This is a genomic window from Stappia sp. 28M-7, from assembly GCF_014252955.1.
Taxonomy (GTDB): domain Bacteria; phylum Pseudomonadota; class Alphaproteobacteria; order Rhizobiales; family Stappiaceae; genus Stappia.
The window spans coordinates 497,118-511,116 of sequence record NZ_JACMIA010000001.1; the positions used below are offsets into that span (position 1 = coordinate 497,118).

Annotated in this window: 12 protein-coding genes; 6 read left to right on the forward strand and 6 right to left on the reverse strand. The window is 69.5% G+C overall.

Translation table 11 applies throughout. The annotated features are described in order from the left end of the window. Positions 1-12 precede the first annotated feature (12 nt). Complete coding sequence (locus tag H7H34_RS02245) at positions 13-303, forward strand: hypothetical protein (protein ID WP_120270287.1); 291 nt, start codon at positions 13-15, stop codon at positions 301-303. 16 nt (positions 304-319) lie between these two features. On the opposite strand, the gene H7H34_RS02250 is transcribed toward H7H34_RS02245, so the two are convergent. The 4 genes from H7H34_RS02250 to H7H34_RS23350 all read right to left on the reverse strand — a co-directional run bounded on the left by H7H34_RS02250 (position 320) and on the right by H7H34_RS23350 (position 4,450). Continuing rightward, positions 320-1,369 (reverse strand): dipeptidase, encoded by a 1,050-nt coding sequence (locus H7H34_RS02250; protein ID WP_120270286.1) that lies wholly within the window; start codon positions 1,367-1,369, stop codon positions 320-322. Positions 1,370-1,497: 128 nt separating this feature from the next. Continuing rightward, positions 1,498-2,601, reverse strand: coding sequence for an S-methyl-5-thioribose-1-phosphate isomerase (gene mtnA / locus H7H34_RS02255; RefSeq protein WP_185924106.1), 1,104 nt, complete (start codon positions 2,599-2,601; stop codon positions 1,498-1,500). A gap of 206 nt (positions 2,602-2,807) precedes the next feature. After that, positions 2,808-3,122 carry a heme-degrading protein HmuQ gene (gene hmuQ, locus H7H34_RS02260; RefSeq protein ID WP_120270284.1) on the reverse strand — a complete coding sequence of 105 codons (315 nt, stop codon included), beginning with the start codon at positions 3,120-3,122 and terminating at the stop codon, positions 2,808-2,810. Further along, entirely contained in the window at positions 3,122-4,450 is a 1,329-nt protein-coding gene (locus H7H34_RS23350) for a DUF2325 domain-containing protein (protein WP_185924107.1), read from the reverse strand. The genes hmuQ and H7H34_RS23350 overlap by 1 nt, the downstream gene beginning before the upstream one ends. Positions 4,451-4,758: 308 nt before the next feature. Here H7H34_RS23350 and hemP point away from each other — a divergent pair, with 308 nt between their 5' ends. The 5 genes from hemP to H7H34_RS02290 all read left to right on the forward strand — a co-directional run bounded on the left by hemP (position 4,759) and on the right by H7H34_RS02290 (position 11,038). Next, positions 4,759-4,989, forward strand: a complete 231-nt coding sequence (gene hemP / locus H7H34_RS02270) for a hemin uptake protein HemP (protein WP_120270282.1) — start codon at positions 4,759-4,761, stop codon at positions 4,987-4,989. A gap of 507 nt (positions 4,990-5,496) precedes the next feature. Next, positions 5,497-6,579 carry a phenylalanine--tRNA ligase subunit alpha gene (gene pheS, locus H7H34_RS02275; protein ID WP_120270281.1) on the forward strand — a complete coding sequence of 361 codons (1,083 nt, stop codon included), beginning with the start codon at positions 5,497-5,499 and terminating at the stop codon, positions 6,577-6,579. Further along, on the forward strand, positions 6,576-7,250 hold the full coding sequence (locus H7H34_RS02280; RefSeq protein ID WP_185924108.1) for a phenylalanyl-tRNA synthetase subunit alpha: 675 nt from the start codon (positions 6,576-6,578) through the stop codon (positions 7,248-7,250). The genes pheS and H7H34_RS02280 overlap by 4 nt, the downstream gene beginning before the upstream one ends. A 70-nt stretch (positions 7,251-7,320) precedes the next feature. Further along, positions 7,321-9,741 carry a phenylalanine--tRNA ligase subunit beta gene (gene pheT / locus H7H34_RS02285; protein ID WP_185924109.1) on the forward strand — a complete coding sequence of 807 codons (2,421 nt, stop codon included), beginning with the start codon at positions 7,321-7,323 and terminating at the stop codon, positions 9,739-9,741. 190 nt (positions 9,742-9,931) lie between these two features. After that, entirely contained in the window at positions 9,932-11,038 is a 1,107-nt protein-coding gene (locus H7H34_RS02290) for a nucleotidyltransferase family protein (RefSeq protein WP_185924110.1), read from the forward strand. Here the strand turns inward: H7H34_RS02290 and pabB are convergent. Continuing rightward, entirely contained in the window at positions 10,966-12,852 is a 1,887-nt protein-coding gene (gene pabB, locus H7H34_RS02295; protein ID WP_185924111.1) for an aminodeoxychorismate synthase component I, read from the reverse strand. The two genes, H7H34_RS02290 and pabB, sit on opposite strands and share 73 nt — an antisense overlap. Positions 12,853-12,967: 115 nt before the next feature. Beyond that, positions 12,968-13,993: a class I SAM-dependent methyltransferase gene (locus tag H7H34_RS02300; RefSeq protein WP_185924112.1), complete on the reverse strand. Its 1,026-nt coding sequence runs from the start codon at positions 13,991-13,993 to the stop codon at positions 12,968-12,970. Positions 13,994-13,999: the final 6 nt, after the last annotated feature.

Genomic DNA, 13,999 nt, shown 5'->3' on the forward strand with positions numbered 1-13,999 from the left:
CCGGGGAGCGTCATGTCAGCCTTTGTCCAGTCCCTGCCGACCTTGAACGACAGCCTGCGTTTTGCCGAACAGCATGTGGGGGACATCCTGCACACGCCCAAATCCCGGGACGGCGCGGCCTATCGTTTCATCGTGCGCGGGACGGGACGCTTCGGCAACGGCGCGCGCAGCGGCAGCCCGTGCGAGGTTCTGGCCGCCACCCGCCGCGAGGCGGAGCTGCGCCGCCTGCATGCGGTCGCCACCAGCATCGCGCAGTATCTGGAAGAGCGCATCGCCGCCGAAAGCCCGCTCGGCGACGAGTGAGACAGGCGCGCGCCCCTCAGTTCCAGGTCCGCTCCAGCACCGACAGCCAGTTCTTCCAGGCGATCTTCTCGATCAGCTCCTCGCCGTAGCCCGCCTCGCGGAAGGCCTGCAGCAGCACCGGCAGGCCGGACACGTCGCCGATGGCGCGCGGCACCATGCAGCCGTCGAAATCCGAGCCCAGCGCCACCCCGTCCTCGCCGAGCCGCGACAGCAGGTGGTCCGTGTGCCGCACCATCACCTCCAGCGGCGTGTCGGAGATGTTGGCCCCGTCCGGCCGCAGGAAGGCGACATGGAAGTTGAGCCCGGCAAGGCCGCGGCTTTCGGCGATGGCGTCTAGCTGCCGGTCGGTCAGGTTGCGGGCCGAGGGGCAGACCGCATGGGCGTTGGAATGGGAGGCGACGAGCGGCCGGTCGCTGATCGCCGCCACGTCCCAGAAGCCCTTTTCGGTCAGATGCGACAGGTCGACCATGATCTTCAGCCGGTTGCAGGCGCGCACCAGCTCCTTGCCCGCATCCGTCAGTCCCGGTCCCGTGTCGGGGGAGGAGGGGCAGGTCATCGGCACCCCGTCGCCGAAGATGTTCGGTCGGCTCCAGACCGGGCCGAGCGAGCGCAGGCCGGCGGCGTGCAGCACCTCCAGCGCGGTCATGTCGGCGTCGATCGCCTCCGCGCCTTCCACATGCATCACCATGGCGAGCTTCTTGGCCGCCATCGCCGCGCGGATCTCGTCGGCATCGCGGCAGATTCGCACCTCGCCGGCGCTTTCCCGCTCCAGCCGCAGCGCGCGGGCGAACATGCGCAGCGTGAAGGCGAGCGCGTCCGGCTGCGCCACCTCGGCGAAGTTCGCCGGATCGTCCGGGTCGTAGCGCACCTTCAGCGCATCCCCCAGCTGCGAGGGGACATAGATGGCGAAGAGCCCGCCGGCGAAGCGGCCGTGGCGGGCGCGCGGCAGGTCGATGTGATCGCGCGCCGCGCGTTCGAAGAACGAGCGTTCGCGGGCCGTTCCGGCGCCGAGCTCCAGCTTGAGCAGCGTGTCGTTATGGCCGTCGAAGACGGGGATCTGGCTCATTCGGATGTCGTGTCCTGGGAGAAGGGGCGTGCGAGGCTGGCTGAAAGGCCCGGAACCGTGCCCGGGCCGTTGCCGCCAGTGTCGCCGCCCCTTGCCCGCGGCGCAAGAGGGCGTGCCCCCTTGCGCGGTCAGGACGCGGCGCGGCGCTCCGGGAAGAGGCTCGCGAGCCCGTCGGCGCTGGCCGCGCAGATGCCGCGCTCGGTGATCAGGCTCGTCACCAGCCGTGCCGGCGTCACGTCGAAGGCCGGGTTGGTCGCCTCCGTCGTCGGCGGCGTGATGGCGATGGTCTCGCTGCGGCCGTCTTCCGTCAGGCCGGTCAGGTGCGTCACCTCGCGGCCCGAGCGCTCCTCGATGGGGATCTCGCGCAGGCCGTCGCGGACGGTCCAGTCGATGGTCGAGGAGGGCAGGGCGACATGGAACGGCACGCCGTTGTCATGGGCCGCGAGCGCCTTCAGATAGGTGCCGATCTTGTTGCACACATCGCCCGTCGCCGTGGTGCGGTCGGTGCCGACGATCACCATGTCGACCAGCCCATGCTGCATCAGGTGGCCGCCGGCATTGTCGACCACCAGACGGTGCGACACCCCGTGCCGGCCCAGTTCCCAGGCGGTCAGCCCGGCGCCCTGGTTGCGCGGCCGGGTCTCGTCCACCCACACATGCACGGGGATGCCGGCATCGTGCGCCTGGTAGATCGGCGAGGTCGCCGTGCCCCAGTCGACGGTGGCCAGCCACCCGGCATTGCAATGGGTCAGGATGTTCACCAGTTCGCCTGGGGCCTTGCGCGCGGCGATCTCGCGGATCAGCGACAGCCCGTGCCGGCCGATGGCGTGGTTGACCTCCACATCCTCGTCGCAGATCTCGCCGGCCTTGGCCCAGGCGGCGGCCGCGCGCTGGTCTTCGGGCAGCGGGGCGACGCTTGCGGTCACCGCGTCGAGCGCCCAGCGCAGGTTGATCGCTGTCGGCCGTGTCGCCGCCAGCATGGCGGCAGCCTGTGCCAGACCCGCATCGGAGGGGTCGCGCGCCAGCGCCATGGCCAGGCCATAGGCGGCGGTGGCACCGATCAGCGGCGCTCCGCGTACCCACATGTCGCGGATCGCCGTCGCGGCGGCCTCTGGCGTCGCCAGTTCGGTCGTGACGAAGCGGTGCGGCAGCTGCGTCTGGTCGATGATGTGCACCGACCGGCCATGCTCTGCCGGCCAGATGGAGCGATGGGCAACGCCGTCGATCTTCATGACATCTCCGTTTCGATGGGCCGGCCGGGCAGGGGCACCCGCCTTCCGGTCGCCTTTCTTTCGGGGAGCTAAAGCATCTTTCTCGCCGCTTTGCCACCCGCGCACGGCGAAGCGGCGGTGCGGGGAGGGGAAAACGGAACGGGGCAGGCCCCTTGCGGAACCTGCCCCTGAAAGGACACCGAACCCGTGTCTGCGGAACGGGCTCGTCAGGCCTTTTCGGCCAGCACCGTCTCGAAACCCTCGAATTCCGGATGGCCGAGATACAGCGGCTTGTTGTCGCCCGCGCCCTTGTGGGCATCGCGGAAGGCCTGGCTCTTGGTCCAGGCAACGAAGGCATCCTTGTCCCGCCAGATCGTGTGCGAGGCATAGAGCGTATGGTCCTCGCGGTCCGGTCCCTTCAGCAGGTGGAACTCGACGAAGCCGTCCATCGTGCCCAGATGCCGGTCGCGGTTGCGCCACACCTCCTCGAAGGCATCCTCGTTGCCGGACTTCACGCGAAAGCGGTTCATAGCAATGTACATCAGGCGGTTTCTCCCTCTTCTGACACTGGCCCCTGCAGGGCAAACTGTGCCGCCGACCGCTCGCCGACAAGGTCCTGCAGGGCCTTGCGGAACGCGGTCTGGCCTGTGCTGCGCAGCGGCACGAAAGGCTTGTTGAGCTTCTGGCAGATCTTCTTGGCCCGCAGGCAGGCGTCATGGCTGACGCAGTTGACCGGGCAGAAGACGCAGTCGACGGACGGCAACAGGTGGTCGAGGCGCTGCGGTGCGTCCTCCACCCCGCCGTCGTGGTGGACGAATGTGGTGTTGAAGGCCTCGGCAATGCCGCGCAGCCGGTCGCGGTGGCCGTGCATGCCGCCGACATAAAGGATCGCCTTGGGCCGGGCCGTCGCCTCGCCCTGTCCTGGGAGCGTGCCGACCGCAGAGCCGACGACGGCGAAAGGGGCCGGGCTTGCGGCGAGGCCCGCCATCGGCCGCGCCTGCCGTGGCATGAGCTGGGGCGCGGGGCGCCGGGTCTCGTCGTCGATCTCGCGCAGCCGCGCTTCCGCCTGGCGTGCGCGCACCCGTGCCGATTGCAGGGCACGTCCGGCCTTGTCGAGCCGGCGGCGCAGGGAGGCTGCGTCCGGTGCCGTCTCAGCCGTCTCCGGCTGGCGCGCCTCGTCCGCCGCCCGTCCGGCCTTCAGCTTGGCCAGCGCCGCGCGCAGCTCGATCAGTTCCCGGTCGCGCTGGGCCAATGCCTCGCGCAGCCCGCTTTCCACGCGCCGTGCCCGGTCCTCGGCCTCCTGCAGCTGGTCGCGCAGGGTTGCGGCCTCCTCGTTCTTCTGGCGGAACGAGGCTCCGGCCAGATGCGACCACATGTGTACCTCGCCGAAGATGCGCGCTCGCAAGGCGCCCGGCACGTGCTGGTGCGTCATGAACGCCCAATAGGCGGGGCCGACCTGACCCCGGTCGCACATGTCGCGCCACAGGGCTTCCAGCTCCGCCGCCGTGCGCGCCCGGCCGACCCGGCGCAGCGCGCCCTCGAAGCGGCCGTCGAGCAGTTTCTGAAAGGCGCGGGAGAAGGCGCAATCGGTGGTCGACAGGCGCACGAAATGGCCGTGCACGTCGTAGTCGGGCGTGTCGGGGGAAACGTCGATGCCGGTCTTTTTTGCGGTCCGGCGCAGGTCGGCGACGCTGGCGCAGGTGCCGACGATGGAACAGTGGACGCTGTCGGCCTGCTCCCACAGCGCGATGCGCTTGCGTGCGGCCTGGGCATCGCTCCCGATCTCCTCGCAGGCGAGCGGGGCGCGTCCCGAATGCGCGGCGACCGCGGTCTCGATCGCCTTTCGCAGCTTGTCATCCCTGGCGCACATGGAGCCGTGCCCCTTCCTGAAACAGGTTGAAAACGCTTGGTCACGATTCGGCTGGTCAAGAGCGTGGCTTGCTGTCCGTCGAGGGAGTGGACGGGTAGCTGGCTGGCGCTTGGATCTCCGTCTGCCGTCTCCGGGCACAGCGAGAGGCGAAACGGACATTGCCTTTCGTATAAAACATGAGTATTTCAGTCAAGAATATTCTTGCGAACGGTTCGCAAGTTTAGAGCTATTCCAAACCACGGACGGCTGAACCGGAGTTTCCGGCCATTCTCGTCCAGGGCCCAAGCGATCGAAGGAGCAAGTCGATCATGTCCCAGTCTGCGAACCCCGCCTCTCAGGCCCAGGCCGCCGCCTGCCGGCGGCCGCGCACCCAACAGCGCACCCTGACCCTGCCGAAAACGGCGAAAGTCTCGCAGGAGCCGCTGGAACTGGACAGCTCCGCCCTGTTCCAGGGTGCCCGCGAGGTCCATATCCGCCACAAGGACATGGTCTACCGGCTGTCGATCACCCGCTTCGAAAAGCTGCTCCTGACCAAATAGGTCTGCGGCGGGGCCTGCCCCGCCCTCCCGTCTCCTGCCGCGAGCCTCCCCCGCGAGAGCTGCCGGAGCCGGCGCCGGATGCGTGCCTTGGTGCGCTTCCGGCGCTTGCCTTCCGCCCACCGATCTGCGAAGGAAAGAGCCTTCGAACGGCAACCCGGCAGGACCAGACGTGGCTCTCGGTTACACTCCGGCCGCCCTTTCCGCGGCACCGACGTGCCGGCCTTCATCGGCCGGCCGCGATCTGCTGCCGGGCGAACGTCTCCATGCCGCACGTTTCCGCATCCTGCAGTCCCGCCTGATGCATCAGGGCCCGGCCTGCGGTCGATTTAGGCGGCTGCCGAGCTGACCCCTGTGCCGGGTTCCGTGTCCGGTTCCCGGCCCGTTCCTGTTGCCGGTCTTCGCTCCGCCGCTGGAAAGCGGCCGAAAGTCTGGTAAAAGACCCCCGAATTTCCCTTCACACGTGCCGCGCCGGCATGCCGGCCGCGCGCCGCCAGTCACGACGGTGCCATGTCCGAACTGCAATCCCTTGAAACTGCGATCCTCGCGGCCATCGCGTCCGCGTCGAACGAGGCCGAGCTGGAAGAGGTGCGCATCGCCGCCCTCGGCAAGAAAGGGTCCGTGTCCGAGAAGCTGAAGACCCTGGGCTCCCTGTCGCCGGACGAGCGGCGCGAGATGGGCCCGGCGATCAACGGCCTCAAGACCCGGGTCACCGATGCGCTCGCCGCCCGCCGCGAGCTGCTGCAGGATGCCGCGCTCGACGCGCGCCTGGAGACCGAGCGGGTCGACGTCACCCTGCCGTTGCGCGCCGCTCCGGCCGAGGCCGGGCGCATCCACCCGGTCAGCCAGGTGATCGACGAGCTGACCGCGATCTTCGCCGACATGGGCTTTTCCATCGCCGAAGGCCCGGATATCGAGACCGACCACCTCAACTTCACCCAGCTGAACTTCCCGCCCGACCATCCGGCGCGCGAGATGCACGACACGTTCTTCCTGCCCGAGAAGGCGGACGGCGAGCGCATGCTGCTGCGCACCCACACCTCGCCCGTGCAGATCCGCACCATGATGTCGCAGGAGCCGCCGATCCGGGTGATCATCCCGGGCCGCACCTATCGCTGCGACAGCGACCAGACCCATACGCCGATGTTCCACCAGGTCGAGGGCCTGGTCATCGACAAGAGCAGCCATATCGGCCACCTGAAATGGGTGCTCGAGGAGTTCTGCAAGGCCTTCTTCGAGGTCGACGAGGTGCGCATGCGCTTCCGCCCGTCCTACTTCCCCTTCACCGAGCCGTCGATGGAGGTCGATATCGGCTGCGACCGCTCAGGCAACGAGGTGAAGATCGGCGAGGGCAACGACTGGCTGGAAATCCTCGGCTGCGGCATGGTCCATCCCAATGTCATCCGCAATTGCGGCCTAGACCCGGACGTCTACCAGGGCTTCGCCTGGGGCATGGGCATCGACCGCATCGCCATGCTGAAATACGGTATGCCGGACCTGCGCGCCTTCTTCGACGCGGATGTCCGCTGGATCGAGCATTACGGCTTCCGCCCGCTCGACCTGCCGACCCTGTTCGGAGGCCTGTCGCGATGATCGCCCGTACCCTCGTTTCGCGCCTTCGTGCGCTCGTGCTGCCGCTGCTGGCGCTCGCCGTGCTGGTCCAGGGGCTTGCTGCGCCCCTGACCGCGGCTGCCCAGACGGCCCAGCCCGTCTCCTTCGTCGAGGCCTGCGCCGGCAAGTCGCAGGAGCGCGGACGGCTGCGCTATTGCGACGACTATTTCCGCGAGTCGCTCGGCCCTCAGGCGGACACGATCCTGTATCTGCGCGACCGCATCACCACCTTGCGCGCCAGCCAGGAAGTGAATGCGGAGAGCAATTACGAGAGCTTCCTCACCGCCGTTGCCATCGTCGCCTTCCTGTCGATCGCGACCATGGTTCTGGTCACCGCCGAGCGCCGCATTTCCGGCATCGCCAAGTGGTCGTCGGTCACCTCGGCCGCCGGCGTGCTGGTGATGGTGGCGATCCTGACGCTCGGCTGGCTCGACAAGTACCGGGCCGAGGATGCGGCGATGCTCGAGCTCGGCCTGCTGCGCGACCAGGTGGAGGTCGAGGCCTCCCACGCCATCGCCACCGGGCGCGGCATCGACGAGGCGACGATCCATCGCTGGACCGACCGCCTGCACGAGATCGGCATCCGCTTCGCCAACAATTACGGCAGCGCCTCCATCGTCCCGGACCTGGACCGCTTCACGCCGCAGAACTGACGCGACACGCACCGGCGCGCGGAGCCCCGCCGCGCCGGTCCCGCCAAGACATTCGAAGAGACGCAAGACCATGAAGTTCACCCTGTCCTGGCTGAAGGAACACCTGGAGACCGACGCCACCCTCGACGAGATCGTCGAGGCGCTGACCCGCGTCGGTCTGGAGGTCGAGGATGTCGCCAACCCGGCCGACCGCCTCAAGCCCTTCACCATCGCCAAGGTGCTGGAGGCCCGCCAGCACCCCAATGCCGACCGCCTGCGCGTGCTCACCGTCGATGCCGGCGACGGCCAGCCGCCGCTGCAGATCGTCTGCGGTGCGCCCAATGCCCGCACCGGCCTCGTCGGCGTGCTTGCCCGCCCGGGCGACTATGTGCCCGGCATCGACGTGACCCTGTCCGTCGGCAAGATCCGCGATGTCGAGAGCTTCGGCATGATGTGTTCCGAGCGCGAGCTGGAGCTGTCCGACGCCCATGACGGCATCATCGACCTTCCCGACGACGCCCCGGTCGGCACCTCCTACGCCGCCTATGCCGGGCTCGACGATCCGGTCATCGAGATCGGCCTGACGCCGAACCGCCCGGACTGCACCGGCGTGTCCGGCATCGCCCGCGATCTTGCGGCCGTCGGCCTCGGCAAGCTGAAGGAAAACCGCCCGGCCCAGATCCCGGGCCAGGGCCCATGCCCGGTCGACGTGCGGCTGGAATTCGGCGACACGCCCCCGCTCTGCCCGACCTTCGCCCTGCGCCTCGTGCGCGGCGTGAAGAACGGCCCCTCGCCGGAGTGGATGCAGAAGCGGCTGAAGGCCATCGGCCTGCGCCCGATCAACGCGCTGGTCGACATCACCAACTACGTCACCTTCGACCGGGGTCGCCCGCTGCACGTCTTCGACGCGGCCAAGGTCAAGGGCGACCTCGTCGTGCGGCGCGGCCGCGAGGGCGAGGAGCTGCTCGCACTCGACGGACGCACCTACAAGGTGGACGACGGCATCTGCGTCATCGCCGACGACAACGGCCTGGAATCGCTGGCCGGCATCATGGGCGGCGAGCTGTCCGGCTGCACCGACGAGACCACCGACGTCCTCATCGAATCGGCCCTGTGGGACGAGACCAACATCGCCCGCACCGGCCGCCGGCTCGGCATCAACACCGATGCCCGCTACCGGTTCGAGCGCGGCGTCGATCCCGCCTTCTGCGTGCCGGGCCTCGAGCTTGCCACCCGCCTGGTCATGGACCTGTGCGGCGGCACGCCGAGCGAGGTGAAGCTCGCCGGCGCCGTGCCGGAGACGGACCGCAGCATCGAGTTCCCCTATGCCGAGGTGAAGCGCCTGTCCGGTCTCAAGCTCTCCGAGGCCGAGATCAAGGGCGTGCTCACCCGTCTCGGCTTCTGGGTCACCGGCACGGGAGACACCGTGCGCGTCGCCCCGCCGTCCTGGCGCCCGGATGTCCACGGCAAGGCCGATCTGGTCGAGGAGGTCGTGCGCATCGTCGGCCTCGATTCGGTTGCCTCCACGCCGCTGCCGCGCGGGGCTACCGTTGCCGGCCGCATGCTCACCCCGGCGCAGGTCCGCCGCTCGCAGGCCCGCCGGGCGCTGGCCGTGCGCGGCATGAAGGAAGCAGTCACCTGGTCCTTCATTCCGCAGGATCAGGCCGAGGCCTTCGGCGGCGGCTCGTCCGTCCTGCGCCTTGCCAACCCGATCTCCGCCGACATGTCGGACATGCGCCCCAGCCTCGTGCCGGGTCTGGCCACGGCGGCGCAGCGTAATGCCGATCGCGGCTATCCGGACGTCGCCCTGTTCGAGGTCGGCCAGGTCTTTGCCGATGACACGCCGCAGGGACAGTCGATGGTCGCCGCCGGCCTGCGCCGCGGCACCGCGGTGATGACCGGTGCCGACCGCCACTGGGCCGGCAACGCGCCCCAGGTCGGCGTGTTCGACGCGCGCGCGGATGCCGAGGCGGTCCTGGCCGCCATCGGCGCGCCGGTCGACAAGCTGATGGTCTTCTCCGAAAGCGCGCCCTGGCTGCATCCGGGCCGCTCCGGCGAGCTGCGCCTCGGCCCCAAGACGGTGCTGGCCCGCTTCGGCGAGCTGCACCCGCGCATCGCCCGGGCGCTCGATCTCGACGGCCGGCTCGCGGTGTTCGAGGTCTATCTCGACGCGGTGCCGCTGCCCAAGGGCAAGGCCAGCCGTTCCAAGGGCGCCTTCGCCGCCTCGGACCTGATGCCGGTGCGCCGCGACTTCGCCTTCGTAGTCGAGGAGGCGGTCACCGCCGACCGGCTGCTCAAGGCCGCGCGCGGCGCCGAGAAGACCCTGATCAGCGATGTCACGCTGTTCGACGTCTATCGCGGTGCCGGCGTTGCCGAGGGCCACAAGTCGCTGGCCATCGACGTGACGCTGCAGCCGCGCGAGCGCACCCTCACCGAGGAGGAGATCGACGCGGTCGGCGCCAAGATCCGCGCCGCGGTGGAAAAGGCGACCGGCGGCACCCTGCGCGGCTGACGTCGGCGCCTGCCGCTTGTGCTGCCGCCCCGGATCGGGCGGCGGCCATCACGGGACTTGCGCCGCGCGGGCGTGCCCTTCATCCTTGCGGGCAAGGGGGCGACGCGCGGCGTATTCGCCTGCGGCGATCGGCGTGCGCGTGCATTGCCGTCGGCGCGAGACTGCCTGCGCATCAGGAGAGGGTCATGCGATGAAGCCGGCGCATGCCGTGCCTCCCGCCCTTGGCCAGGGCCTTGCCTTCGGGCGCACCACGCTGGGCGATCCCTCGCTGACGGGCGAGGACGACCGCAGGCGGATCCTGGAGCTCATCCTGCGCACCGATCCGGTGGTGATGCGGGTGCTGCGGATCGCTCGCGGCCTTGCCCTGCCGGACTGGCGTCTGGCCAGCGGCGCCATCTACCAGACCGTCTGGAACGCGCTGACCGGCCGTCCCGCCGGCCATGGCATCCGCGATTTCGATCTGCTCTATTTCGACGGCGCCGACACCAGCTACGAGGCCGAGGACCGGGTGATCACCCGTGCCCGCCCGCGCTTTTCCGCCCTGCCGGCCCCGGTGGAGATCCGCAACCAGGCGCGCGTGCCCCTGTGGTTCCGGCAAAAGCACGGCATCGACTATCCGCCGCTCTCCTGCACCGACGAGGCGCTGGTCAACTATGCCGCGCGCACCCATTCGGTCGCCGTGCGGCTGGAGGCGGACGGCCGTCTGTCGCTCGCCGCCCCGTTCGGCCTCGCCGACATCTTCGCCATGCGGCTGGTGCCGAACCCGGTGCTCGACAATGCCTCGACCTACATGGACAAGGCGCTGCGGATGAAGGCCGCCTGGCCGGAACTGGAGATCCTGCCCTGGCCCTCCGCCTCCAGGTCGCGCGATCCGGCGGAGTCCGCCGCACGGCCCGTGCCGGAGAGCACGCCGGCAGACAGCCGGGACGAAGTGCAGGTCGAAACGCGAGATGAAATGCGGGACGAAATGCGGGACGAAAGTCAGGGGGAGGCCGATGCGCCGGCCCCGGCACTGTCCCACCGCGAGGCGCTGCTGCGGCAAAGCCCGTTCCGCCGCCATCTGGCCGGCGACCGGTATGCCCGCCTCGTGAAAGGCGACTTCCGGCCACAGATCGTGCGGGGCGAGCCTGCGGATGCGGACGGGCGCGAAGGCAGGGGCGAAGGCAAAGGCGCGGATGCGGCACCAGCCCCGGACCGGGACCCGGCCGGGCCCGTGATCCGTGATCAGCCGGCGGCCAGCGTTGCCCGCGACTGGATCCGCGTCTCCACCAGCCCGCGCAGCGAATTCCCCAGATAGATCTTGTCCGCGCGGGCCAGGTCCTCGGGCCGCAGGTCCGCTTCCACCGCGCGCCCGGTGTCCAGCAGCGCCTGCCGCAGCGTGCCCGGCAGCAGCCCGTGCCGCAGCGCCGGCGTCAGCAGCCGGCCGCCGCGCGCGAGGAAGAGGTTCGTGAAGCTTCCTTCGGTCAGAAAACCCTCGGCATTGGCGAAGATCACCTCGTCGCAGCCGGTGGCGGCGCAAAGCCGCGCCCGCGTGCCGTCATAGGTCTCGCGCCGCGTCGTCTTGTGCAGCAGCAGCGGATCATCGGCCGCCATCGTCACGTCGGCGAGCACCGCCGTCCAGCGCGAGACAGCCGGCGGCAGCTCCCGGTCTTCCAGTGACAGCTTTCCGCTGCCGGCCAGCTCCAGCCGCACCCGCCGCGGCCCTTCGAAAGCGCCGGCCCGGCCTGCCAGCAGCGCCCGCCCGGCCTCCACATCGAGCGGAAAGCCGAGCCGCGCGGCGCTGTTGATGAGCCGGCTAAGATGTCGCTCCAGCAGCAGATATCCGCCCAGCGGATCGCCGGTCTCCGCCGGGTGCCAGGCCATCGTCTCGAACAGCGAGAAGTCCGGCGCCCGTCGCTCCAGGAAGGCGAGTTTCAGCCGGCACTCGTCGTATTCCGGTGTGCTGGCGGAATCGAACACCAGCCCCGATCCCGCGCCGGCCTCGAACCGGCCGTCCGCCTCCACCGCCAGGGTGCGGATCGCCACGTTGAAGCGGAAGTCGCCGGAGGGCTCCAGATGGCCGATGCCGCCGGTATAGATCCCGCGCGGACCGCTCTCCAGCCTATGGATGATCTGCATCGCCGACAGTTTCGGTGCTCCGGTGATCGAGCCGCAGGGAAACAGCTCGCGCATGCAGGCGGCGAACCCGGTCTCTGCCGGGACCTCGCCCTCCACGGTCGAGGTCATCTGGAACAGCGTCGCATAGGGCTCGACCTCGAACAGGCGCGGCACCTCGACGCTTCCCGTTTCCGCGATGCGCGACAGGTCGTTGCGCATCAGGTCGACGATCATCACGTTCTCGGCCCTTGACTTCGGGTCGCTCGCGAGCGCCCGCGCGATCCGCCGGTCTTCCTCGTCCGCCCGCCCGCGCGGTGCCGTGCCCTTCATCGGCCGCGTGGCGATGCGCGTGCCGCGTCGCTCCAGGAAGAGCTCGGGCGACAGCGACAGCACGGTATGGGTGTCTGTGCGCAGGTATGCCGCATGGCCGACCGGCTGCGACAGCAGCAACCGGGCGAACAGCCGCGCCGGCTCGCCGGTGATCTGCCCGCGCGCCCGCATGGTCAGGTTGGCCTGGTAGATATCGCCCTTGGCGAGATGACCGCGCACGGCGGCAAAGGCCGCATCGTACTCCTCGCGCGTCAGCTCGAAGCCGTCGACACGGGCATCCGTTCGCCCGCATCCCTCTTGCGCGATGCCGCCGGCACCGATCCGCTCGAGCGCCTCGCCCATACCCAGCTGCTCGGCCGCCTCATAGACGCCGAAGCGCACGAGCTCCAGCGCCGGGTCCTTCGGCGCCAGCGGCCGCAGCTTGTCCTCGAAGGCGAAGCCCGCCTCATAGGCGATGTATCCGGCAACGTGGAAGCCCGCGCGCGCGGCCGCTTCGGCCTCGGCGAGTGCGGCTTCGACCTCGCTTACCTGCCGGCAGGCGATGATCCGCCGCGGCCGGTCGAACAGCAGCGCCGTTCCCGCCTGCGCATCGAAAAGCGCCAGCGTGCCGGGAGCTGGTTGGGGAGCTGTATCGGGAGCCGTTGCGGGGGTTCCCGCCGCGCCCGTGTCGCCGCTCTCGTCCATGTTCTGCCGGCCTCGTCCTGTCAGCCCGTCCCTCCGCTGGCCCTCTTAAGTCAGTTGCCCCGCGTTGCATAGCCGCCGGCGCGACACGGGACCCGCCCGTTTGCGCCGTCCGGCCTCACACGGCGGCGATGACGAAGGTCATCAAGGTGCCGTAGGTCTCGCACATGCGCGCGTGCACCTTGTCGAGGATGCGGCGCGGTGAGCCCATCAGCCGGCCCATCAGGTGGTCGCGCGGATAGCGGTAGAGCTTGCCCAGCAGCCGGACGATGCCGCGCTTGCCGGTCACATGCGCAACGCCCGCATGCTCCGCCGTCAGCGTCTTCCACAGCATCTCGTAGTTCGCCGGTATCGGGCGCGGCATGTCGCAGAACGCCGCCCCCGTCTTGCGGGCGATCAGCGTCGTGCTGCTGCTGCTTTCGGGCAGGATCTCGAAGCCCGCCTTCAGCACCATCGCCTTCAACGTCTCGTGGCTGAAATTGTGGATATGGGCGTAGTGGAAGCGGGTCCAGGGCGCGTGGCTGGCCTGGGAGATGTCGGGCACGGCAACGCACAGGATGCCTTGCGGCCGCAGCAGCGTGTTGAGGAAGCGCAGCGAGGCGAGCGGGTCCGGCAGGTGCTCCAGAACGTGGTTCAGGTTGAGAATGTCGAAATGCTCGCGCGGCAGGTCGGCCTGCTCGTAGTTGCAGTTCTGGACCGGCAGGCCGAGTTCTTCGCGCGTGTAGTCCGCATAGCCGGTGTTCGGCTCCACGCCCGCCACCTCGAAGCCCGCCTTGCGCGCCATGTAGAGGATCTCGCCGCTGCCCGAGCCGATGTCGAGGAAGCGGCGCTGCTGCGGGCCGACCAGCGCGGCCAGCTGCGCCACCCGCTGATACGCGCCCGGGGCGTAGCGGTAGACATGCTTGAGCTTCGGCTTGTGGGTGCCCTTGTAGGCCTTGCGGTAGTCGTCGGCGTAGAACCGCTGCAGCTCCTCGGGCGAGGGGATCGGATGGCTGTGCACCAGGCCGCAGCCGGTGCAGATCACGGTGGTCAGCTTCTGGAACCCGCGCCCCACCAGCGAGACGATCCGTCGTTCGCGCGTGCCGCAGATCGCGCAGTCGCATCCGGCCTTCAGCTTCTGGCCGGTCTTCATCGTATCCCTCACCTTGCC